At 35.4% G+C, this 25,347-nt stretch carries 16 protein-coding genes; 14 read left to right on the top strand and 2 right to left on the bottom strand.

The annotated features are described in order from the left end of the window. From ABEY15_RS19110 to ABEY15_RS19095, 4 genes are all read left to right on the top strand, one after another. On the top strand, nucleotides 1–795 hold the full coding sequence (locus ABEY15_RS19110) for an MBL fold metallo-hydrolase (RefSeq protein WP_098233308.1): 795 nt from the start codon (nucleotides 1–3) through the stop codon (nucleotides 793–795). A gap of 74 nt (nucleotides 796–869) precedes the next feature. Next, complete coding sequence (locus ABEY15_RS19105) at nucleotides 870–1,061, top strand: CxxH/CxxC protein (RefSeq protein ID WP_056467203.1); 192 nt, start codon at nucleotides 870–872, stop codon at nucleotides 1,059–1,061. A 59-nt stretch (nucleotides 1,062–1,120) separates the two neighbouring features. Next, nucleotides 1,121–1,600, top strand: a complete 480-nt coding sequence (rlmH, locus tag ABEY15_RS19100) for a 23S rRNA (pseudouridine(1915)-N(3))-methyltransferase RlmH (protein ID WP_429891692.1) — start codon at nucleotides 1,121–1,123, stop codon at nucleotides 1,598–1,600. A gap of 81 nt (nucleotides 1,601–1,681) precedes the next feature. Next, nucleotides 1,682–2,050 (top strand): VOC family protein, encoded by a 369-nt coding sequence (locus ABEY15_RS19095; protein WP_429891691.1) that lies wholly within the window; start codon nucleotides 1,682–1,684, stop codon nucleotides 2,048–2,050. Nucleotides 2,051–2,195: 145 nt separating this feature from the next. Here the strand turns inward: ABEY15_RS19095 and ABEY15_RS19090 are convergent, their stop codons facing one another. Both ABEY15_RS19090 and ABEY15_RS19085 read right to left on the bottom strand, forming a co-directional pair. Continuing rightward, complete coding sequence (locus ABEY15_RS19090; protein ID WP_429891726.1) at nucleotides 2,196–3,560, bottom strand: DNA/RNA non-specific endonuclease; 1,365 nt, start codon at nucleotides 3,558–3,560, stop codon at nucleotides 2,196–2,198. A 14-nt stretch (nucleotides 3,561–3,574) separates the two neighbouring features. Continuing rightward, nucleotides 3,575–3,727 carry a hypothetical protein gene (locus tag ABEY15_RS19085; RefSeq protein ID WP_429891690.1) on the bottom strand — a complete coding sequence of 51 codons (153 nt, stop codon included), beginning with the start codon at nucleotides 3,725–3,727 and terminating at the stop codon, nucleotides 3,575–3,577. A gap of 842 nt (nucleotides 3,728–4,569) precedes the next feature. Here ABEY15_RS19085 and ABEY15_RS19080 point away from each other — a divergent pair. The 10 genes from ABEY15_RS19080 (at nucleotide 4,570) to ABEY15_RS19035 (ending at nucleotide 25,248) form a co-directional block, all read left to right on the top strand. Continuing rightward, nucleotides 4,570–5,256 carry a response regulator transcription factor gene (locus ABEY15_RS19080; RefSeq protein ID WP_429891689.1) on the top strand — a complete coding sequence of 229 codons (687 nt, stop codon included), beginning with the start codon at nucleotides 4,570–4,572 and terminating at the stop codon, nucleotides 5,254–5,256. Next, complete coding sequence (locus tag ABEY15_RS19075; protein ID WP_429891688.1) at nucleotides 5,231–7,312, top strand: histidine kinase dimerization/phospho-acceptor domain-containing protein; 2,082 nt, start codon at nucleotides 5,231–5,233, stop codon at nucleotides 7,310–7,312. The genes ABEY15_RS19080 and ABEY15_RS19075 overlap by 26 nt, the downstream gene beginning before the upstream one ends. A 135-nt stretch (nucleotides 7,313–7,447) precedes the next feature. Next, on the top strand, nucleotides 7,448–8,929 hold the full coding sequence (locus ABEY15_RS19070; protein ID WP_429891725.1) for a WD40/YVTN/BNR-like repeat-containing protein: 1,482 nt from the start codon (nucleotides 7,448–7,450) through the stop codon (nucleotides 8,927–8,929). Nucleotides 8,930–9,449: 520 nt separating this feature from the next. Next, nucleotides 9,450–17,459 carry a S8 family serine peptidase gene (locus ABEY15_RS19065; RefSeq protein ID WP_429891687.1) on the top strand — a complete coding sequence of 2,670 codons (8,010 nt, stop codon included), beginning with the start codon at nucleotides 9,450–9,452 and terminating at the stop codon, nucleotides 17,457–17,459. A 646-nt stretch (nucleotides 17,460–18,105) separates the two neighbouring features. After that, entirely contained in the window at nucleotides 18,106–19,605 is a 1,500-nt protein-coding gene (locus ABEY15_RS19060) for a malate:quinone oxidoreductase (RefSeq protein WP_429891686.1), read from the top strand. Between the two features lie 408 nt (nucleotides 19,606–20,013). Further along, nucleotides 20,014–21,264, top strand: a complete 1,251-nt coding sequence (locus ABEY15_RS19055; RefSeq protein WP_429891685.1) for an ABC transporter substrate-binding protein — start codon at nucleotides 20,014–20,016, stop codon at nucleotides 21,262–21,264. An 84-nt stretch (nucleotides 21,265–21,348) separates the two neighbouring features. Next, nucleotides 21,349–22,287 (top strand): carbohydrate ABC transporter permease, encoded by a 939-nt coding sequence (locus tag ABEY15_RS19050; protein ID WP_331224403.1) that lies wholly within the window; start codon nucleotides 21,349–21,351, stop codon nucleotides 22,285–22,287. 89 nt (nucleotides 22,288–22,376) lie between these two features. Further along, nucleotides 22,377–23,135 (top strand): carbohydrate ABC transporter permease, encoded by a 759-nt coding sequence (locus ABEY15_RS19045; RefSeq protein ID WP_098231300.1) that lies wholly within the window; start codon nucleotides 22,377–22,379, stop codon nucleotides 23,133–23,135. A 27-nt stretch (nucleotides 23,136–23,162) separates the two neighbouring features. Next, nucleotides 23,163–24,428 (top strand): Gfo/Idh/MocA family protein, encoded by a 1,266-nt coding sequence (locus tag ABEY15_RS19040; protein ID WP_429891724.1) that lies wholly within the window; start codon nucleotides 23,163–23,165, stop codon nucleotides 24,426–24,428. Between the two features lie 100 nt (nucleotides 24,429–24,528). Further along, entirely contained in the window at nucleotides 24,529–25,248 is a 720-nt protein-coding gene (locus ABEY15_RS19035; RefSeq protein ID WP_429891684.1) for a GntR family transcriptional regulator, read from the top strand. The last annotated feature ends 99 nt before the right edge of the window (nucleotides 25,249–25,347 follow it).

The raw sequence follows: 25,347 nt of genomic DNA, 5'->3' as shown, positions 1-25,347 counted from the left end.
ATGAGTCTGCATTTTAGTGTACTTGCAAGTGGAAGTACCGGAAATGCGTTATACGTTGGGACGGAGAAAACTAAGCTTTTAGTTGATACAGGACTAAGCGGTAAAGCGATGGAGTCTTTATTTAAAGAAATCAACAGGGATATAAAAGAAGTTTCCGGCATTCTAGTCACGCATGAGCATAGTGATCATATTAAAGGACTTGGAGTTCTTGCCAGAAGATATCAAATCCCAATTTACGCGAATGAAAAAACATGGAAAGCAATGAACCATTTAATTGGAGAAATTCCAACAGAGCAAAAGTTCATTTTTAACATGGAAACGACGATTCAGTTTGGGGATATTGAAGTTGAATCATTTGGTGTATCACATGATGCTGCTGAACCAATGTTTTACGTATTTCATCATAATGAGAAAAAATTTGTTACAATTACGGATACAGGCTATGTAAGTGACCGAATGAAAGGGATCATTTCTAATGCAGATATGTACATTTTTGAAAGTAACCATGATGTCGAAATGCTACGCATGGGTAGATATCCATGGAGCATTAAACGCCGTATTTTAAGCGATGTTGGTCACGTATCAAATGAGGATGCTGCACTAGCGATGTCAGATGTAATTGGAGACAAAACAAAACGTATTTATCTTGCTCATTTAAGCCAAGATAATAATATGAAAGAGCTTGCCAGAATGTCTGTTACACAAACATTAGAGGGAAAAGGATTTGAAGTTGGGATGCAATTCGAAATTCATGATACGGACCCTCAAAAACCAACAGATATAGTGTATGTATAAAACAAAGCGCATACTCAAGGGGAGAGTTTACTTTCTCCTCTTTTTTTTGTGCTAAAAAAAGGAGCTGTGTATAAGTGGAAAAAGTAATTTTAAGCTGTGATGAACATATAGAATGGGCTCTTGACGATTTTGTGGATAAGTATAGTGAAACACCCCTGTTGAATAAAGTCGAAAAAACGCATAATATATCCACAACCTGTGAATATTGTCAAAATGATGCCATATATATTGTATCGAACATAGATTCCCCCACTAAATGTGGATAGAAATTGTGGGTATGTGGATAACTTTTGTGTATAACTTGTTCGTAAAGTGAGGATATAGTGTGAATATCTCAATTATCAGTGTTGGAAAGTTAAAAGAGAAGTATTTAAAGATGGGGATTGATGAATACATAAAACGATTATCTAGTTATACAAAAATGGATATGATCGAAGTCCCAGATGAAAAGGCACCGGAGAATTTAAGCGATGCAGACATGCTAATCGTAAAGGAAAAAGAAGGCGAAAGAATCTTAAGTAAAATAGCAGAAGATGCTTATGTAATTGCATTAGCCATTAAGGGGAAGGAACATACGTCTGAATCATTAGCAAAAAAAATAGATCAACTTGCCACGTATGGAAACAGCAAAGTAGCATTTGTGATTGGCGGGTCATTAGGTCTAAGTGATGCTGTAATGAAAAGAGCGGATGATACATTGTCATTTTCAAAAATGACTTTTCCACATCAATTAATGAAGTTGGTTTTAGTTGAGCAAATCTATCGTTCATTTAGAATTAATAGGAATGAGCCGTATCATAAGTAAATGAGGTTATTGAATTATTAATGTTTGGATGTTTCTCAATATAGCAGGAGTCTGTTACATAACCTAACCTGGAGGTGTGAAATGAGGTATTCTCATGTAGGAATAGTTGTACAAAACATGAAAGAATCGGTTGACTTCTATACTAAAGTTTTAGGGTGCATAGTCCAAAAGCAAGGGAAAGACGAAATAACTCAGTACACATTGTTAAAAGCAGGTAATCAAAAAATTGAACTGTTGCAATTTCTAGATGATGAAAAGGAGAGGGCAGAAGGAGTAATCAGCCATATTGCTTTTAGTGTAGAAAATATTGAAAGAGAGATAGAAAAGTTAAAAGAAAATGGTGTCAGTTTATCAACAGAGATACCGAGAGAAAGTGTAGATGGTATCAAAATTTACTTTTTTAAAGGACCAAGCGGTGAAAGTATAGAGTTATTACAATTACCAAAATAAATATGAGTGCGAAAAAACCTCATTTAGAATAAGTACGATGAGCTCTTTTATAAATAGGGGAGATTTAAGATTGAGAAGGGAATGTGTTACGAAAAGATCTTTGTACACGTTCCCTTATTCTAATTATTTAAATGTCTCACTTATATTAATTAGTAGGACCATTGTCAACGCTAGCTTCGATGGCACTTTGAACGTTAGCCGGCACTGAGGATAAGAAGTCGTAACCAGTCAATGACTCAATTGAATCTACACTTACTCTGTAGTAGCTCCAAGGATGGCTAGAAGTTGTTTGATCATTTGGTAACACTACAGCTATTACTCTCGTAGAAGATGTAATTCGACTTACATCGTTATTCCCATTTGGTAATACAACGATCACTTTCCATGTTTTTGCTGGTACGACAACACCATTCCCAACAGTAGTCTTATATCCATTAGATCCAGTGCCTCCGGATCCATAGCCACCAGATCCATAGCCACCAGATCCATAGCCACCAGATCCATAGCCACCAGATATTACATATAATTCATTTCCAGCAGTTACAAGTGAACGACTATACTCTTCTAAATTTGCCCAAGTAACCTCGTTGTTATTTGGAGCTTGAGGAATCATATTGCTCATTAGAAAAGTTGCTGAATTGCTAGCAACAGTAGAGGTACGGTCAGCGGATGGACACATGTGACCGCGATCAAATCCGCTTCCTGAAAATTCACTAGCAGTAACTTGATACCACCCTGATGGCAATGTAGTATCAGCACGGAAGTCATCCTGACGAGCCGCACTTCCAAGATCAGATGAACCTACGTGCCAGCTAACCCAGTTAGGCTCGTGTTTGCTATTGTTGTAAGATAGATCATACTGAGATTTAACCATCAAATAATTGCTAGAATTAGATATATTACTTGTAGCACCACTTGGGTTTCCTAATCCTATATTGTCATTATCAGTTCCAGTATCAGTTTGTGATGAAGGTTCAGCCGTAGAAGACGTATTTTGAGGAACTAGACTGCTCGTAATCACAAAGTCATTCGCATTATTATTCGTGTCCCAACCATTTCCTTGACCTTGGGCAGTTCCACCATTGTTGTCTTTACGCTCTATACTTGTCGTGGCAGAAATAGTACCTACTGGTGTAGTTTCTGAATCATTTGCAGAGCCGAAACCAACAAAATCTACTACATTTGAATTCGTCGAACCTGATACCGCTGTAGTAACCTTTGCTAGCGCAACTTTTCCACTGCTTGCACTTAAATTTATTGTACCTGTAGCATCTGCAGTTGGTAAATCAACTGTTCCACCGCCACCACTTGCTTCTTTAATTAAATAATACTGATGTGACCCAATACTACCTGACAAATTTGTAATGCTACTGAATGTACCAGTTGAAGAAGCATATTGGACAGACCATCCAGACAAGCTTACACTCGAATCTGTAGGATTATAAAGTTCAATATAATCATTTTTGTAGGAAGTACCGCTATTACCTCCACCACCATAAACTTCGCTAATTACAACATGATTTCCTACAGCTGCCTGCGCAGGTTTGTTAAATAAATCCCCAAACGCACCACCAAAAAAACTAGACTAGTACAAACAAGAAGCGCTGTATTTCTCTTAAGATTTCCCTTAATTTTTTTAAATAATATAATCTTTTGTTCAAATCGATTTTCTAACATATAACAAAAACCTCCTATTAAGTTTTTCAAATTGATTTATTGGATGAATTGGAGTAGCTAAGAACAAGAGAATTGATCGCCCATCGTTAAAGAGAAGTAAAAAACAAATTATTCGTTGGTCCAAATGATGAGATTCTGGTTGAAGATTCTTTGAGCACCCTAGTTTCTTCAATAGACAAATTGGGCTAGACTGTACACTAAATAAGGTGAAAAAATAACGAATTTTTTGAAAATAAGCAAAAAAAACTGTTTAAAGTTGATTTACATAAATTATCTTGCTAACAGTCTATGTAATCCTAAGTAGGCTTTTAGGCACCTCCTTAAATGTTTTTTTGTAGCTTTGCTTTTTTTACTAAGAAAAAAAACGAAAATAGGATATGGGCAAAAAATCATAAGATCAACTTCTTACATATTCACAAAACATAGACCGTATGGCTTAGATTTGTAATTGAAATCATTTAATTTGCCTATTTCCACAATAGCATAATTAAATTTAGAAAAGTTTTAATTTTTAGTAAACTATTACCATTCTTTTATTATAAGAAGTAACTTTTCATGTAATTGGAACTTAATGAAAAATATTGTCGACTAAAAAAAATAAAATCTAACAATGTGATTTCCATAAATTAGTTAAATAATGAGTAAAAAATGCGTACCTCTTATGAAAACTAAGAGGATTTTAATTGATCTTATATGTTAGAGCCATTATGGTTTTTTTATAATCCTAAGAAAATATTAAGATTTACATTGAAAGTTTATTAAGATTTTACTGTTATCATCCTCTTAACATGAAAAATAAAGAGGTGATAAAATTATGAAAAAGGTAAATAGGAGAGAGATACATGAACATATTAGTTTGTGATGATGATCAGTCAATTGTAGAGGCTATTTGTATTTATCTAGAAAATGAAGGATATAGCATGTTCAAGGCCTATAACGGACTAGAGGCCCTAGAGACTATCGAAACCGAAGAGATCCATCTCATTATTATGGATATTATGATGCCTAAACTAGATGGAATTCGGACTACGATGAAGATTAGAGAAAATCATGGTGTACCTGTCATTATGCTGTCTGCAAAGTCCGAGGATTCCGATAAAATTTTAGGCCTAAATTTAGGAGCAGATGATTACATAACAAAGCCATTCAATCCTTTAGAGCTAATCGCACGGGTTAAATCACAACTGCGGAGATATACAAGCTTAGGCAGTCTTGAAACAAAGAATAGTTTATATCGTAGTGGAGGGCTAGTAGTCGATGATGAAGGCAAAATCATTACAGTTGATGGGGAAGTTGTTCATCTTACGCCAGTTCAGTATAAAATTGTAAAGCTCTTGACTGAAAATGCAGGTAGGGTATTTTCAATCGAAGAAATTTATGAAAGAGTATGGAACGAAGCGGCTTTTAATCCCGAAAATACAGTATCTGTCCATATACGAAAAATTAGAGAGAAAATCGAAATAAATCCTAAAGAACCAAAATATTTGAAGGTGGTGTGGGGAGTTGGATATAAGGTCGAGAAAATATAGTCATTCGTTAACTACAAAAATAATTGTATTTACGTTAGTTGTTTTATTTTTTTCAGGCATACTTAAGTCGATTGCAAATGTGTCTGATTTAACTGATGATGATTTTGGCATAGTCTTTGAAGATAATTACTTTCTTAGCAAATCCTATATGCTGGAAGTTGAGCCTATTTTAAGTAGCCTAACTCAATTAGTAAGTGAGTATAAAAGTGAAGAGAATATTTCAAAGGGTGGAGCAATTAGCTCAGAGGATATGAGATCAATTGAAGAATCTTTATATCCAGACTTTACTGAGAGGTCAAAAATATATAATCCAAGCTTAAGCGAAGAAGAAAACTTTAACAATTTTAAAGAAGCTTATGCAAAAGAAATAAATCAAGCAAAGAATGAGATGATAACGGATGATCTAAAAAGATATCAAGGGTTATTGCAAATAGTAGCTGGTAATAAAGATTTATTATATTATGCCAATGATGGTGTTAATGAATTTACGAATAATACTTTAAAAGGTCAATTCAAAGGAAATCCTTCCTATTTAATATACAAAGATTATAAAAGAGAAATTTATCCAGCAACAATTGAAAAGAATAAGCGTTTTAATTGGATTACCGAAAATTTAGATCAGTTGAATGCAAAGAATATGCAAGTTTCTATTGCGTTCAAGCAAGATGCTTTGGATCAAAAAATAAAAGAATGGAAAGAAAATAAGTCAATTGCAACGCATGCATTCATTTTGTTTATAGGTTGTTCGATCGGATTTTTACTATCCTTTGCGTACTTAGCACTTATAATTGGTAGAAAATCATTCAATGATCGAGAATTACATTTAAACGTATTAGATAAATTGTTTAATGATGTTAATGTCGTATTGTTAATGGCTATCATTGCCTCTTGGATAGCATTAATAGACTCGATAACAATTGATGTTATTAATAAGTTAGCTTTCTTCATTACAATTCCGTTTTTTATCGTGGCACTAGTGCTGACCTTATCGATCGTAAAGCATATTAAAAATAAAACATTGTTGAAACATACCTTAATCTATCTTTTATTAAGTAAGTTTTTTACTTTTATTAAAAATGTCTATAATAGTGGCAGTACTGGTGTTAAAACGGTACTACTTGTAGTTGGCTATCCAATCGCAATAGCGATAACATTTTTTATATTCCCGATCACAATCGGCTTTGCGGCATGGTTTGCTTATAAACAAGTAAAAAAATTCAACGCGATTAAAGAAGGGGTCGAGCAAATAAAAGCAGGCGATTTTCATCACCGTATAGAGGTAGATGGGAAAGGTGAGTTTGCAAGTCTTTCTAATAATATAAATACCATTACAGATGGTTTGAAAACAGCTGTTAATCGTGAACTAAAGAGTGAGAGGATGAAAACTGAGCTTATCACTAATGTATCACATGATATTAGGACACCACTGACTTCAATCATTACGTATGTTGATTTATTGAAAAAGGAAAAGGACCCTATTAAAATACAAGAATATGTAGAGGTTTTGGATCAAAAGTCGCAAAGATTAAAGTTATTAACTGATGATTTATTTGAAGCAGCAAAAGCATCTAGTGGAACGATTCCTGTTCATCTTGAGCGTATAGATATTTTATCGTTATTAACCCAGGGCTTAGGTGAAGTTAATGCAAAAGTTGAAGCTTTAGATTTAACCTTTAAGATAAACTATCCCCAAGATAAACTCTATGTTGCAGCGGATGGAAAACTATTATGGAGATCCGTAGAGAATCTACTATCTAATATATTTAAATACGCACTTAGAGGATCAAGAGTATATATTGAAATAGAAGATATGGGGAATGATGTACTTCTTACTTTCAAAAACATTTCAGCTTATGAATTAAATATTTCAGCCGATGAACTAATGGAACGATTCAAAAGAGGCGATGAATCGAGAAATAGCCAAGGTAGTGGGTTAGGTCTTTCAATAGCGAAAAGTCTAATTGAAATTCAAAATGGGCAGTTTGCAATTCAAGTTGACGGTGATTTATTTAAGGCGATGATTCGAATACCTAAACATAATAGCTTAATTTCTTAATCTAAAATAATTAAGATCGAGCACCCTGTTCAAATTGGGGTGCTTTTTTATTTTTTGAAACAAAACTGTAAATCACAAGTCATGCAGAAATCTAGGAGAACAAAGTATACTTAGATTGGATGAATAGAACGACTAATTCAATTAGGAGGGATCTATAGATTGAAGGGAAAAGTAAAAAGAATAGTTATAACATTATTAACAAATCCGATTTTCCTAATTGGATACTGGGTTTTTGGACTAAAGTTAGCTTCAATATCTAGGTATGGAAGTATCAATAAAAATCTACCCATTTTATTAGTAAGCATAGCCCTATTACTAATGGTCATTTTATTTACCATTTTAAAAGTTATAAAAAGTAGCGAGTGTAAACCGAATAAACTAACAGACTTAAAAGCATGGAAATTTATCTCGATTATCTTGTTTGTTGCAATTACATTATTTTACGGTGCAAACATATATAAAAGTGCGACAAATTTTGGCGGTAAACTTGCGTGGTATATAGAACGACTAAAAAACCAAAGAACAGTTAAATTTGAGCATAACAATATATATCAATATGGCGTTGAGGGCATTTTTGAAGATATAAATAATAAGCATACATTACCAAAGAAACTATATATAGAAAATAATTTTTCCCTTAAGTTTAATTCAGATGGAACAATTACATCTCTTGATACATTTGTTTATGGAAAAAACGACAATGGAAAAGAAGAAAGTTTTCTAATAACTTATGATAAAAATAAGTCAGAAAATATCACAGTATATTTACACGGGTATGCCACTCCCAATTATAATGACGATAAACTGTTAGATCCTTTAATTGAAACCGTTAATGTGATTCCAATTAAACAAGCGGTTAGTAAATGGAACGAAAATCAGTATGGATTGATCTATTATGGGAAAAGAAATTGGGGATACAATACAAATGGAATCATTAATGTTGATAAGGATGGAAGAGAACATAGTCCGGAAACAGCAAATACTGAAATAATTGGCTATACAGTATCTTTATTTGTCCCTGGAATGGATAAAGTCATTACGCCAGCTAGATATAACCTAATAGGTAATCCAAACTGGAGCAAACCATCTACTAATCAATCTACTTCAGATGAGAAGAAAAACGAGCTAACTAATACAAAGGAACAGTTTTTTCAATCTAAAGAAGTTGGTTATAAACTAAATGTTGCAGATAAAGCATTAGGAAGCACATTTTATTCATTAAGCAAAACCACTGATGGTGGAACTACATGGACGATCATTAACAATGACCCATATGGAGGAACAGTTGGAAGTGCCACTGGAATTGTCTTCTTGGATGACAAGCTAGGATTTTTGGGTTCTATTAATCCTTCCGGGAATGAAGGAGCCTTATATCGTACAGATAATGGAGGCATTTCTTTCAGTAAAGTTAATTATTCACCTCACGAGGTAAAGTTAGATAATGAAATGTCTATAAGACCTTTTGATACTCCAGGTATGCCTTTTGAGATGAATGGAGTTTTAAGTATGTTGGTTGGTCAAGGTTCAGATGGGGATTACAAAGGGAATAGTAGCGAACTTTATCAATCAAAGGATAAAGGGCAAACATGGAACTTTGTGAAAGAAGTTAAAAAATAGATCTATTAATTATTTCTATAATTGCCATTGCAGTTTGTTTAAATTAGAGAACACACAAAAAGATCTCTCGTAATTATGAGAGATCTTTTTTATATATTCAAAATCTTAAGGGTAAATCTTTAACTTGGAGACGTAAGAAATAAGAATAAAGAATCGGATTAAACAGATTAAGAAGATTAATAATTACTAATTTAATCCAATAAATTGAAGTTTCCAAAATTTGTAGAAAAATAAGTTCTAAATTCCCCCAAATCCTTTCCTAGAAAATACTCATAAAAAACAATGAAAGCAAGGACAATTCTCCAATTTTCTAACAAAATATGACAAATTTTTTTCTTGGTTTTTCGTTAAATTTCCCCAATTTACTGTCGACAAGAACCCCAATTATAATGAAGAATGGCAATTAAATTGTCGTAAAATTTATAAAATTATAAATTTGGTTATTTAAGGGGGATAAGTGGTTAGGGGGAAATGGCGTTATTTTTTATCTATTAAATTAGTGAAAGGAAATGAATAATGTATGAGGCATCGTAAAATAAAAAAAGCAATCATGTCTTCATTAGTAGCGACTTCTACGTTGCTAGGCTACACAGTCCCGACTTTTGCCATGACGGGCGGAACCGCGCGAAATACTACCATCGATACTACACAACTAGGAAACAAAAGTAATTTAGAATTAAATCAAACGCAACAATTACAGAATTTATATTTAGAGAAGCTACAAATAGACCCAAATATATTAAATTCATCGAAGCAATTAGATTTAATTGTTCAATTTAATGTTGATCCTGTCTCTATACAAATGTTAAATCAACAAAAAGATACATCATCTGAAAAACTCTCTGTTAATCAAGAGAGCACATCTGTTATCACACCTGAAATTGCCACAAATGCAGTAAATCAAACTCACAGTGACTTTAAAAACTTTATTAATAGTCAATCGAAATCTTTAAAGGCTGCTGGAGAAACAGCTTCTATTAAATTAGGAAAAGAGTATTCGACAGTTTTTAACGGTGTTTCCGTTAAAATTCCAAGCAGTGCACTTAACGATCTTTTGGCACTACCTTATGTAAAGAAAGTTTATCAGAACGTTAAATATGCACCGATCCCTGCATCGCAGTTAACCGACACACCTGATAGCGTTACAGGCGATGGTAAGATTTCCGAGAAACAAAATGATACAAATTTATTATCTACTATCCGTTCGAATCGAACAAATGTGCAATCTAGTAGTGTTACGAATAGTCCAGATACACCAAAAGCTACAACTAACGAAGCGGGTACAGTGACATCGCCAGGTCCTGAAGGTCCACAGTCTGGTGAAACAGCGGTTCTTGATTGGTTAAAAATCCACGATCTTCAAAATGAAAATATTACAGGAAAGGGTGTAAAAGTCGGTGTTATTGATACAGGTATCGACTATAATCACCCAGACATCGCTGGTGAATACCAAGGTGGTAAAGATTTTGTAGATAATGATAATGATCCAATGGAAACAGTCTATTCAGATTGGTTGGCTGCGAAGCAAGCAAATGATGCACTACCGTCAAATCAACAGGATCCAAATTTCCCAACGGATTACCGTGATTATATTACTTCTCATGGGACTCATGTTGCTGGTACAATTGCTGGTCAATCAAGAAATAATTCTCCTTATGCACTTAGAGGTGTTGCACCTGAAGTGCAGCTATATGCTTACCGTGTTTTAGGTCCTCACGGTGGGACTGATGAAGCGGTAATTGCCGGAATTGAACAATCATATAAGGATGGTTGTAAAGTTATTAACCTATCTCTTGGTGCGAATTACAACGATTCATTATCTGCTAATTCGATTGCAATCAATAACGTAACTGACCTTGGCGTAACGGCTGTAATCGCTGCAGGTAACTCTGGTCCAGGCGCTGGAACAGTAGGAACTCCAGGTGCTGCTGCTAAGGCAATTACCGTGGGCGCAATCTCTTATCCTAAGCAAGTTCCTATGTTGGATATCCATTCTTATGGTGCAACGGGAGAAGGTTCATATTCTACAATTAACACTCGTTTGTTAGCAAAAGATTTTACCGATTCAAATGACAAGCTTAGTGGCTCGACTAAGTACGATATTGTGGATGCTGGATATGGTACTCCTGCATGGTACGATGATCTTAGAAATAAAAATATAAGCGTTAAAGATAAAGTAGTACTAATAAAACGTGGCGCTGCTCCTGTAAATCAGCTAATCATGAATGCAGCTGCAGAACACGCTAAAGCTATGATTTTATGGAATCCGCAAGATAATCCTGATCTTGTCTTTGACGATCAAGGCTATTATCCATATTATTTAGGCGCAACGGGCGGTTTAATCTACACAGTGCAAATAAACAAGAATGAAGGTACAAACTTTTATAATGCTTTTAAAAGCGGTACGATAAAAACAATTTCTGTTTCAAATGGCGGTAACTTTACATTTGGTGGAAATGAGCTTGCGAGCTTTAGCTCGACAGGTCCTGTTACAGGCTCGTTGGCAATCAAACCTGACGTCGTAGCGCCAGGTGTCGATGTTTTCTCGGCTGCGCCATATGATATTTCTGAGCCAACAAACAAAGATTATACAAATGCTTACCAAACGATGTCAGGTACATCGATGGCAACTCCTCATGTTGCTGGTATGGCTGCATTGATTCTATCAGCTCATCCAAACTATAAGCCTGAGGATGTAAAAGTAGCGTTGATGCAAACAGCCGATCCAATTAATAAGCAACAAAGTTTATTCCAAATCGGTTCAGGTAAATCGGATCCTTATCAAGCCGTTCATACAGACATGCTATTTAAGGTAAAAGACTTTGTTCAATCACGCTCGTCAACCGATGATTCTTCTACATCTAATATTATAAATGTAGCAAATACAACAGGTTCATTTTCGTTTGGCTATACTTCTCGTTCAGAAGATGGTTCAGTTACGAAAACAGGAGACTTGTATATTACTAATAATGGCTCTACTGCTAAAACTTTCGATTCATCAAGTGTTTTCTTTAAGGATGCATTTTTGAAAGATGGACAAGATGGTGAGAAGGAAGGCGTTAAAATTAGTTTAAATAATGCGACTTCTCCTGCAACTGAATTAACTTCGATTAGTGTGCCTGCAGGTGATACGGTTCATTTGGTCGTAAAATTTACTGCACCGGCTACAGCTGCTAGTGGATACTACGAGGCGTATATAAACTTTGTTAATTCAGTTAATACTACTGAAACCTATCGTATGCCTCTTGCTATCAGTATCCAAAGTAGAGGAGTAGATTTCAGAATTGTAAGAAAAGCAATAAACCTTGATCGCAATAAAAACTTTAATCCAAATACGTATGCATTTATCCCAGCAAGTTGGGCAGATATTAGAGTGAAAAGTCCACTTGATCCTTCTTTTGGTCTTAAACTCTACGTTATGGATCTAACTGGGAAAAATTATATTGGTTTTATTGGCACGCTTAATCTTTCTGCCTTTACGCTAGGGAATTCAATGAATGTTCCTTTAATGATGAATGGAGCTTACTATCCTTATAGCTCGCCTATTTCTAAGGATGACCCTAATCTTTCTGTAAAACTTACACAGCAATCATCACAGCAAAAAATCGCTGATGAAGGCGGATACATGATACAGGCTCGAGCATTAGATGCAACAAGTGGCCAGCTTTATACATTAAATGGCTCACTTTATGTTGATAATACGTCTCCAACCATGCAAATGGATGCTGGTAGCGGACCTGGCATTTATGAAATTGACCCTAATGGTCCTACAACAGATGGTGCGTTAAAATGGTTCTCAGGAAAAATGTATGACTCAAACGTTGATTACATGAAAAATGTTGGGCACGAAACGAAGGTTCCTGCGCCACCAAACTATGATACTGATACAGATGTTAGCCAATCTTTAGGTCAAATTGACGGCATGCTTGGTGACTCGAACTCTGCACCGTACGTCAATTACTTTTTACATCCTAATGATGACGGAACATTCAAATTTGGTATATCGAAAGAAGATCTAATTAATACAAGTGATGATCCTCTGAAAGAAAACTATGGAGAGATGTTCAGATTCTATCCAGAAGATTATTCTTTCTCTGGAAATATAGACACTACAGCAAAATATTATTACTTTGTTAAAAAAGGAAACGAATATGTCGTTAACAGATACGAACGTTTAGATTCACCAGGATCGAAAACGCTAAATGGCGTTGACCCTGATTTCTTAAAGGATAAAACATTAGTTGCAAATGGTGATAACTTTAAATCAACGTTATCAGTTAAATATCCTAAAAATCTAGTTGGTGCGAAGTTCTATTTGTACAGGCTTGATTTTGCAGAAATGACGGATGTTGATTTTAGTGATCAATACAAAGCCTTTCTAGCATCTAAAGGAATTACAGCTGATAAAAGTTGGATTCGTCAAGATAAGGACATAAATGAAGATTATATTTTCAGTTTCAATCTGCCTGAAGCTGTAAAAGCCCAAGGTGTATTGAATGCAGAGGATGTAATTAGCGGTGGCGTTGCAAAGGAAATGCCTCTAATTGATATTAAATTTAAAGTTACAAACGATGCAGGATTAGATACAATGTGGCCTATGTGGTCGGGTAATATCCCAGAAATCACAACGTACAAAGATGGTAAAAATGGAATGGATCGTGTCCCTACTTTCCAAGATAAATTTATTTACGTTAGAGGCGGGGCATACGTCAGCGGTAATATTAAACCGGAAGGATTCCAAAACTATCTGGCAACGAGTGCAGTTTTTGGTAGATCAACACCGATTACGACTAATGGTTCAGGCGTAGAAATCAAATTTGAAGATCCTAATACAGGTGGAAATACTTCTGCATTATCAATTGCACAAGATCCTACTGGAGCTTCGTCAAGTGCAAACCCGGGTATAAATCAAACTGGCTCATTTGCAACAAATCTTCCAATGCCAGCTGGTAGTAAGCCTTACAATGTTACGATGAAAATGCCGGGTCATTTCACATACTATGGCACATTGGCAATGAACAACTCTGGGCAGTTTGGCTATTCAGCGGGAGGAAACTATTCGGTCCCAGGTGCTCTTATGCTAGCTGGTGATGTGAACGGTGATGATGTAATTGACATGAGAGATATCCAAGCTGAAAGTACTGCATACAATGCATACGTTGCAACGCCATCGACTTATACGAGAGCAGCTGATTTCAACTTTGATGGTGCAATTGATTATACAGATTTTGAGTATATTGTTAAAAACTTTGGTAAATACAATACAACTGCACCTAATGCAGCGGCTCTACCAGGAACAATCGTATCAACTACAAGTTCAGCGATTTCGTTAACTGGATTTAATACTGTACCAAGTGGTTCGGATTTAACAGCATTTAACACTGTCATAAAGCCAGTACCATATTTGAAAACAACTGACCTAACCGCTTTGGTAAATTTTGGAAAAGTAAATCCGTTCCAATTATTCTCTGTAGTTTACAAAAATCCAGACAATTCTGTAACTGGTGCTGCTACACTTACGCAAATAGATGATGCGGCTTATAGGGCTGCTTTAGACGGTGCCGGCGGACAAATTCTGATTGACGGTGTCGACCGTAAATCAGCTACAAATGTGTATAATGGCGCATCTACAAATTCAATTGTTGACAAGGTAGTTTCTGGTAAAGGACAATACGAATTTGATCCATCATTGTTTGCAAAATCAGGAGTTCATACAATTGTATTTAAAGCTCCTGGATATATGGATCGTACATTGAAATTTAGAATGCTAGATGGGGCTGGAAATAGCTTCACATTACTTTCACCGAATAATGTTGCAACAATTGGAAAAGCATTAACATTTAGTCGTTCAGATACAACAGGTTCTACAGCCGCTCACTATCGTGACATTTGGCAGCCGAATATCACGGCAATCAATGTAATTGATCCAAACAATAATGTTGTTAAAAGCTATAAAGGGGAAGAACTAACAACACTCTTTAACCAAGTAACACCAGCTAACGCAACAACATTTAACTTTACAATCCCAGCAGGTGTATTTTCGCAGGCAGGTGATTGGAAATTTACAATAGAGGCTGACAATTTTTCAACTTATAATTTAACACAAAGAATTAACGCATTTTCAGCTCCAATATTAACAGCTGAAACGAATCGTTATTTTAATGATAGTAATGTAAATCCGTTATCGATTGGGATCGGAGCAACAAATGATACACAAGCATGGAGAGATGCGATTACAGCTATCCAAGTTGGAAGTACTACAATCGCAAGAGCTGATTTTGAAGCTAGTAAAATCACTTTAGGTGCCCCTGGAACACCTATCATGATTGATAAAACGTTAATCACAGCGCCGGGAAGCGTAAAAATCAACATTTTCGCAAATAATTACCAAACGGCAACTGTCGATCAACCATTTTATAAGCAAGGCGTAACACTGACTAAGCCAGCAGGAACAATTTATGCTGGTCAAGACCTAGTAATGACATTTAATCCAGGTACAGCAGCATCTGAATGGATATCAGCTATGAAGACAAGCGGTGATATAAAATATGGTACAGCTTCTTCGCCATCTATTAAAACGAAAGTTGTGATAGATGAAACAGCAGGAACAGTAAAGATACCGTTTGATTTAGTAAGAACTGATGGTGGCGGTGCAGTGACAAAGAATGTTATTGTATCAGCTCAAGGATTTGCTGATATAAGCTTACCAGTATTAGTTACGCCTCAAACTGCGCCAACTCTTACGCTATCAGCACCTGCTGGAACACCGCAATTTGGTGATACGATTACTTACACAATTAGTGGTGACGATAATCCACTGTGGAGAAGTTCAATTTTACTAGCAGCTTCATCGGATCAAACAGTAGATAATGGTGACGTTACAATTCAGTTATCATCAGTTACATCAGTAAAATCTTTTGTAACAACATCTGCAGGAAAAGTAACGATTGATGGTTCTGTAACTCAGTCAAATACTGCGGCAGGCAATAAGAACGTTAAGTTTAAATCGCCTTACTTTACACCGATTACAATTGCTCAACCATTTGCTCAAAGAACAGCACCAACGCCAGCTATGACGCCAAGTGGAGTTGGGAAGCCAGTAATTATGACAATACCGAACAATACTGAAAACATGAGATGGGCAAATGCATCAAAAGCAGTATCAGGTGATATTACAGTAGATGGAGTATCGGTTAAATCTGATGCGACAATCTCATCAGATGTAAGTAATATTACAATTACGCTTCCTGGAACAGCATTTACAACAAAAGGCAATAAAGAAATTAAGTTTACGGCGTATTGCTACCCAGACACAAAGGTAACTCAAGTAGTTAAGAGTAATTCACCAGTGTTTGCTTCAAAAATAGCTTATATTCAAGAAGATACACCAATTACTATTGGCTACAATCAAGATTCAGATTGGCTTGCAGCTTCACCAGTTGTTTCATTAAATGGAAAAGTGGTCGACTCTAGCAAGTACACTCTTACAGCTAAGGAACTGACATTTGTTGATCGATCTTTATTCAATAACCTAGGTGATTATGAATTTACAATTTCTGCACCAGGTTATATGGACACTTCGTTTACGATTATCATAAGTGATGATTTGTCACACTCGATTTCAGCAACAGCGGACAGTAATGGAAAAATTGATCCAGACGGCTTCGTTTCTGTAAAACACGGTTCTAATCAAACGTATAAAATCACGCCGAATACTGGGTTTGAGATTGGAAGCGTTAAGGTTGACGGACAAGAAGTAACGGTTACAAATGGTGAGTACACATTTACAAACGTAACGAAGAATCATTCAATCGATGTAACGTTCAAACAGATCGTTCACATTATCACGGCAACAGCTGGAAGTAACGGAATGATTAGTCCGAACGGTAGAATTGCTACAAATTATGGAACAAACCAAACGTTTACGGTCACGCCTTACGATGGTTTCGAAGTTGCAACCGTTAAAGTAGACGGTGTGGATGCTCAGTTAATAAACAATACGTACACGTTTACGAATGTAACAAAAGATCATACGATTAATATAACGTTTAAACAAATCGTACACACAATCACAGCAGCAGCTGGTAGCAACGGTACGATCAGTCCGAGCGGCAATGTTTCTGTAAATCATGGAAAAGATCAAACATTTACGGTAACACCGAATAAAGGCTATGAGGTTGCTACATTTACTGTTGATGGTGTGAATGCAAATCTTACAAATAACTCTTATACGTTTACAAATGTAACAAAAGACCACACGATTAATGTAACGTTCAAGAAAATCATTTACACAATCGTAGCATCAGCTGAAGGCAATGGAACGATTAGCCCAAGTGGTGTACTTTCAGTAGATGAAGGAGCAAATCAAACATACAAAATTACGCCTGATAAGGGTAATTATGAGGTTGAATCGTTTAAAGTAGACGGAGTAGAAACAAAGCTAACAAATAATACGTACACGTTTACAAATATAACAAAGAATCATACAATCAGTGTTACGTTTAAACATAAAGGTAACAGTGGAAAGTAATGGCACATAGCTTAAACAGCAAAGCTTCAGCTATTTATGGAGCTAGTGATCGTTAAAGAAAAATAAGTGCGGTTATAAGATTAGAAAATATATTTTTTCAAATGAGGAATTAAAGGGCTCATTTTGAGTCGCATTAGGCTGTCGGGAACTTCCCGCCAGTCTCTTTTTTGTGTTTAAATCATATAAGGCGGAGTAAATTTAGACTAAAATTTGGTTCAATTAAATAATTTTAAAATAATAAGCAAATCTTTCCTTCAGTTATTTTTTATTGTACACGAGACAAACTTAAAATAAGCGCTTACTATATAGAGGTAGGGTTCATTAACTAATAGTGAGTCAGAATTTATTTTTCTAAAATAAGGACCTTAATGATAGATTTTTAACTTTTTTACATTGTTTAAATAGTTTATAATTATCAGATAAAGAAAAAAATTTTTTTAGGACAGTTAGTAATAGAAATATACTATTAATTGGATATAATTAAATAGTGATATACTATTATTAAAATGTAGTTTAAATGTGTTATACTATTAATAAGATATAATTGAGACAGAAAAGGTGTGTTCCTAGGTGGTGCCTTGCTTTTTGTGACACCTAAGCAGGAAAACCTACTTTTTTGCAAATAAAGGGGAAAAGGAAGGTTATTATGAGCAACAGACAAACTAGAACAGACATTATCTTAATTGGTGCCGGAGTCATGAGTGCGACTTTGGGATCATTACTAAAAGAGTTAGCACCGGAATTAGAAATTAAAGTATTTGAGAAATTAGAAAAAGCAGGAGAAGAAAGCTCTAATGAGTGGAATAATGCAGGTACGGGACATGCTGCGTTATGTGAGCTTAACTATACATCAGAAAAAGCTGATGGCTCGATTGATATTAGCAAGGCGATAAAAATTAATGAACAGTTTCAACTTTCAAGACAATTTTGGTCATATCTTGTAAACAAGAATTTGATTGGTAATCCACAAGAATTTATCATGCCAATTCCTCATATGAGTTTAGTGCAAGGTAAAGAAAATGTGGAATTTTTGAATAAACGATTTGAAGCGCTTTCTAAAAATCCTTTATTCAAAGGGATGGAATACTCGGAAGATGCTCAAAAGTTGAAGGAATGGATCCCGCTTATCATGGAAGGACGCACATCTAATGAACCAATAGCGGCAACAAAAATAGATTCAGGAACGGACGTAAACTTTGGCGCTTTAACGCGTATGATGTTTGAGCACTTAGAGAGTAAAAATGTAGAGATAAACTATAGACATGCTGTAGAAGATATTAAGCGCACTAGTGACGGCTCATGGGAAGTAAAAGTGTATAATATGAACACAGGTAATATCGATTCCCACATTGCAAAATTTGTATTTATCGGTAGTGGAGGAGCTAGTCTACCTTTACTGCAAAAAACTGGTATCCCTGAGTCAAAACATATTGGGGGGTTCCCTGTAAGTGGACTATTCTTAGTATGTAAAAATCCAGAGGTTGCCAAGCAACACCATGCAAAAGTATACGGAAAGGCTAAAGTTGGTGCACCACCAATGTCTGTTCCGCATCTTGATACAAGATATATCGATAACCAAAAGTCGTTATTATTTGGACCGTTTGCTGGGTTTTCACCAAAGTTCTTAAAAACGGGCTCAAATATGGACCTGATTAGTTCTGTAAAACCAAATAACGTCATGACGATGTTAGCAGCAGGCGTAAAAGAGATGTCTTTAACGAAATATTTAATTCAACAAGTCTTATTATCGAATGAAAAACGTATGGAAGAATTACGTGAATTTATTCCAAATGCTAAGAGTGAGGATTGGGATATCGTAGTTGCTGGTCAACGTGTACAAGTTATTAAAGACACGCCAGCTGGAAAAGGAACACTTCAATTCGGTACGGAAGTAGTTAGTGCGGCTGATGGCTCGATTGCAGCATTACTTGGAGCATCTCCAGGAGCTTCGACAGCTGTTCACGTAATGCTTGAAGTATTAGAAAAATGCTTCCCACAACATATGATGGAATGGGCGCCAAAAATTAGAGAAATGATCCCTTCATTTGGATTATCTCTAGAAGAACATTCAGAACTTTTAGAGGAAATTCAAGCTTCAACTTCAAAAACACTTGGATTAAACGAAAAAGAGCTAGCTTATAGTTAACTTTTTTCAATTAACTTTAAAATAAAGAACCTTCAATTGATATTGGATTGGAGGTTCTTTTTGTTATGGTAGGAAATAGGGGATTAGGACTAAATAACGAAGATAATGATGAATCATGTCGATTTAAATTTTTTGAAAAATTGAAAAAAAGTGTTCATGATTTAAAAAAGAGGTGATATACTACATACAACTGGTAATGACATCATTACTAAAGTGATTTTATGAAAGTTATAACTGGAGGTGAATGTTTTATTAGAAATTAAACATTTTTTGTAAGCCTTTTCAAATAAACTGGTAATAACATCATGACAACGTGTTCATGGAGCACAATATTCCAAATCATGTCTTTTTAGAGCAACTACTGGATTAAAAGGCTATTAAACTTTTAAAAGAAAGAAGGGGAATGGGATGAAAAAGTGGCTTGTTTTACTACTAACCTTGGCTTTAGGCTTACTAGGATTAGCTGGATGTGGTAGCAGTGACACATCGGGGGATGCAAAAGATGGAAAGGTTGAAATTACTTACGGTTTTTGGGATAAGAAGCAAGTTCCCGCGGTTGATGAAATTATAAAATTATTTAATGAAAAGTACCCTAATATTAAAGTGAAAACTGAGCTTACTCCATATGCACAGTATTTCCAAAAGCTAGAAACAGCTGCAACAGGAGGAGCGTTACCAGACGTTTTATGGATGAATGGTCCACATATAGTCCAATATGCGGAAGGTAAAGTAATTGTCCCACTTAGTGACTTAGCATCAAAGGACAACTATAGTCTAGACAATTATCCTAAGTCATTAGTCGATCTTTATACAGTAGATGGAAAGCTTTATGGTATTCCAAAAGACTTTGATACAACTGGACTTTGGTATAACAAAAAGATTTTTGATGAAGCAGGTATACCTTACCCAGATAATACTTGGGATTGGAATAAGTTAAAAGAGGTTGCTAAGAAGCTTACAAATAAAGACAAGGGAATTTACGGATTTGCAGCTTTAATGGGTAACCAAGGCGGATATTATGATTTCATTTGGCAAAATGGTGGTCATATTATTTCCGATGATGGCAAATCAGTTGGATTTGATCAACCTGAGGCAATTGAAGCTCTTAAATATAACATTAGTTTTATAAAAGAAGGACTGTCTCCAACACAAGCTCAAATGACGGAAACGGCACCATCAGAGTTATTTTCTTCTGGAAAAATTGCAATGATGTTTGATGGACCTTGGATGGTTCCGGAATATAAGAAAAATCCAGATTTAAATGTAGCTGTCGTACCTAAAGGAAAACAACGTGCAGTTTCCATTCATGGACTAGCAAACGTTATTGCGGCAAACACAAAACATAAAGATGCTGCTTGGAAGTTTGTTCAATTCCTAGGTTCTAAAGAAGCAGCAGAAGTATATGCGAAAACTGGTACAGTAATCCCTGCTTATAATGGTACACAGGATGCTTGGCTAAAAGCTGTTCCAAATTTAAATCTTCAAGCCTTTATTGATGAAGTTGACTATTCAGTTCCGCTACCAAGTGTGAAAAATACGGGCGAAATCTGGCAGTATGAAACGGATATCTTGAAAAAGGCATGGAGTAATGAAGAAAGTGTTGAAGATGCTGTAAAAGAATTAACGAAAAAGGCAGACGAGGCACTAGCTAAGAACTAAAAAAATGAAGAGAAGAAGATTTCTAAAGCCTAAAATTACTTCTTCTCTTTATTTCCCTTAAAAGGAGTGAATACAGTGAAAGAAATGCCTCTACAAGTTGAAGTGAAATCAAAAAGTAAACTAAAAATACCAAGCTTATCAAAGACGAGAAAACGATCAGATTATTTTTGGGCGTATTGTATGATTGCACCAACAATGATTGGTCTAACTATTTTCTATTTGTGGCCAATCATTCAAACGATTTACTTCAGTTTTACAGAATGGGGAGCATTTGGGCAATATGAATGGACAGGATTAGACAATTATAGACGAATGTTAGAAGACTCTAACCTATTACAGTCGTTTAAAAACACAGGCATTTATATCGTTTTTACGGTTCCGATTGGTATTTTTTTATCGATTCTTATAGCAGTACTTTTAAACCAAAAAATTAAGGGTAAATCTGTTTATCGAACCTTATATTTTTTACCTGTTATTACCATGCCGGCAGCAATCGCTATGGTTTGGAGATGGTTATATAATTCTGATTATGGGCTCCTAAATTATCTTTTATCCATCTTTGGAATAAAAGGTCCACAATGGGTAAGTGATCCAAAAATTGCACTGTATTCAATCATTGTAGTAGCAATTTGGAGTGGACTTGGTTACAACATGGTTATTTTTCTTTCAGGGCTACAAGGGATTCCAAGATCATATTACGAAGCAGCGGAGATAGATGGTGCAGGGCCAGTCAAGGTCTTCTTTAAAATAACACTACCGTTACTTTCCCCGGTTATATTCTTCGTAACAATCATGTCTTTTATTGGAGCGTTCCAAGTGTTTGATTTAATTTTTATGATGATTGGGAAAAGCAGTACAGCACTCGAAAATACTCAATCGATCGTGTACTTATTTTATCAGCATGCATTCGTGTTAAATGATAAAGGTTATGCTGCTGCAATTGCAGTTTTACTATTAATCATTATTTTGATCATTACAGCGATTCAAATGGTTTTACAAAAGAAATGGGTTCATTATGATTGAAGGAGGAGTAACCATTGGAGAAAGCAAGATACCAGATCACAAGTAAAACAATCTTAATTCATTTAATCCTAATTGTCGGCGCCTTGGCGATGGTCTTCCCTTTTATATGGATGTTACTAACTTCATTAAAAACGTATGCTGAGTCGATTCATGTTCCACCTGTTATAGTTCCAAAGCATTTCCAGTGGGTGAATTATAAAGATGTTTTTGATTTACTACCATTCTTTAAATTCATGTTTAATACGCTAATCATTACAGTGATTCGCACAATTGGACAATTATTATTATGTTCATTAGCCGCATACGCTTTTGCGAGAATTGAATTTCCAGGAAGAAACATTCTTTTTTTAATCGCATTATCGGTTTTAATGGTACCAGGGCAAGTCTTTTTATTACCGCAATATATGATCATGGTGAAATTAGGCTGGTTAAACACTTTACAAGCGGTAGTCGTTCCAGGTTTATTTAGCGCATTTGGTACATTCCTATTAAGACAATTTTTTATGGGATTACCAAAGGAGTTAGAAGAAGCTGCTAGATTAGATGGCTGTAATCATTTCCAAATTTATTGGAAAATCATGCTTCCTTTAGCTAAGCCAGGTTTAGTTGCTTTAGGTATATTTACAACGCTATGGAGCTGGAATGAATTAATGTGGCCAATGATTGTTAACAGCTCACCAGAATCAATGACGTTGTCCGTCGGTTTGTCTTCATTACAAGGACAATATTTAACCAACTATCCAGTTTTAATGGCAGGATCATTTTTAGCCATTTTACCAATGCTTATTTTATTTATGATTTTACAAAAACAATTTATTGAGGGAATTGCAGTTACGGGAAGTAAATAAAAATCTTACAAAGCTTGGAGGAAACTAATTATGAAGGCAGCTTTAATAGGAGCGGGAAGTAGAGGATTTTACGCATACGGTTCATATGCTTTACAGTATCCACATGAAATACAATTCATTGCTGTAGCTGAGCCAAATAAAGAAAAAAGAGAAAAGTTTGCGGAAGCTCACAATATCCCTGAGAATTTGAGATTTGAAGACTGGACTGAGCTATTAGAAAAAGAACAGCTATGTGAGGCATTATTAATTTGTAGTCCAGACCGTAATCATTATAAGCCCGTTATGAAGGCAATTGAAAAAGGATATAGTATTTTATTAGAAAAACCGATGTCACCAGAACCAATTGAGACGTTGGAAATAGCAGAAGCGGCAGAAAGGCATAATACATTATTAACAGTTTGTCATGTTATGAGATATGCGCCATTTTATCAAGCATTAAAAGAAGTTGTTGATCGTAAAGTAATCGGCGACATCATTTCGATTCAGTGGAATGAGAATGTAGGTTACTTTCACCAAGCTCATAGTTTTGTACGTGGTAACTGGCGTAATTCGTCTGAATCTAGCTCAATGCTCTTACAAAAAAGCTGCCATGATATGGATATGCTTGCGTGGCTGATTGGTACAGAGTGCAAGAGTGTATCTTCATATGGGAGTTTAACTTACTTTAAAAAAGAAAACGCACCAGAAGGTTCAACACATCGCTGTTTAGATGGTTGTAAGGTAGAAAAGGAATGTCCTTATTCAGCAGCTAAATGGTATTTACATGACCGTGATGTTTGGCCAGCAAATGTTATTTCAGCAAGTTCAAGTCTTGATAGTAGACTTAAGGCAATTCAAGAGGGACCATATGGTCGTTGCGTATATCACTGTGACAATGATGTTGTTGACCATCAAGTAGTTAATTTATTATTTGAAAATGACGTAACAGTTGCATTTACTATGACGGCATTTACAAATGAAACATTCCGTAACTTTAAAATTATGGGAACAAAAGGCGAAATAATTGGAAATGATGCTAAAAACGAAATTGAAGTTAATTATTTTTCAGGTAAGAAGGAATTAATTAAGCCATCAACTGTAGATGGTGGCCATATGGGAGCTGATACAAGTATTATGGCTGATTTCATTCAACGCGTTACTAAGAAGGACAAAGGCAGCTTAACATCAGCTATCGTATCAGCTAAAAGTCATATGATTGCTTATGCTGCAGAAGAATCAAGAGTGTCAGGAACAATGGTTTCACTAGATGACTATGAGAAAAAATTAAGAATGACAGAAGAGAGAGTTTTGTAGAAATTTCTATTGCGACATAATGTGGTATCTTTTTCAAAATTATGTATAATAGATGTATATTTAACTGGTTATGACAAAGATACCACTAAAGGAGCTAATCATGGTAGAAAAGGATTCACGACTTCCTCTTTATTATCAATTAATGGATATTTTATTAGAAAAAATCGAATCAGGCGAACTTGCTGAAAACGATCAGCTACCATCTGAACGAGAATTATGTGACACGTATCAAGTTAGCCGTACAACAGTAAGGCAGACGATGCAAGAACTTGAAAAACAAGGCTATATTTATAAAGTTCATGGCAAGGGGACATATGTTTCAGAAAGAACGTATAACCAAAGTCTTGTAAAATTTTATAGTTTTACGGAAGAAATGAAAAAAGCAGGGAAAATCCCAACCACAACAGTCGTTTCTTTTGAAAAAATAAATTGTGACAGTAAGGTAGCAAAGGCCATGGATCTATCGGTAGAAGAAGAGGTATTTAAGATTGTTCGATTAAGACTTGCAGATCAGGAACCGATGTTATATGAAACCTCTTATGTACCCGTAAAGGATTTTAAAAATCTTTCGAGTGAAGAATTGCAACATACGCCGATGTATGAAATCTTCAGAACTCAATATAATGTGAATATTTCTAGCGCCTTAGAAAGCTTTATGGCTGTTAGTGCAAATAAAGTGGAGTCAGAAATGCTAAACATAATCGAAGGTGCACCATGTCTAATGCTTAAACGAGTAACTTATGATCAAAGCAAAGTAATTGAGTATACAATTTCTATTGCAAGAGGGGATAAATTTACTTATACAGTAGAGTTGAAGTAGAGACTTCAGACATGGCCGCCACCGCTCGTTTGCAATCGGTCTGAAAACCAGCTTTTAATGGTTTTTTCTACACACTAAAAATAGATACAGAAGTATCTA

The organism is Gottfriedia acidiceleris (assembly GCF_050457485.1).
GTDB classification, from domain to species: Bacteria; Bacillota; Bacilli; order Bacillales; family Bacillaceae_G; genus Gottfriedia; species Gottfriedia acidiceleris_D.
Note: the sequence above shows the minus strand (reverse complement) of the source record. Positions and strands in the feature narration are given on the sequence as shown.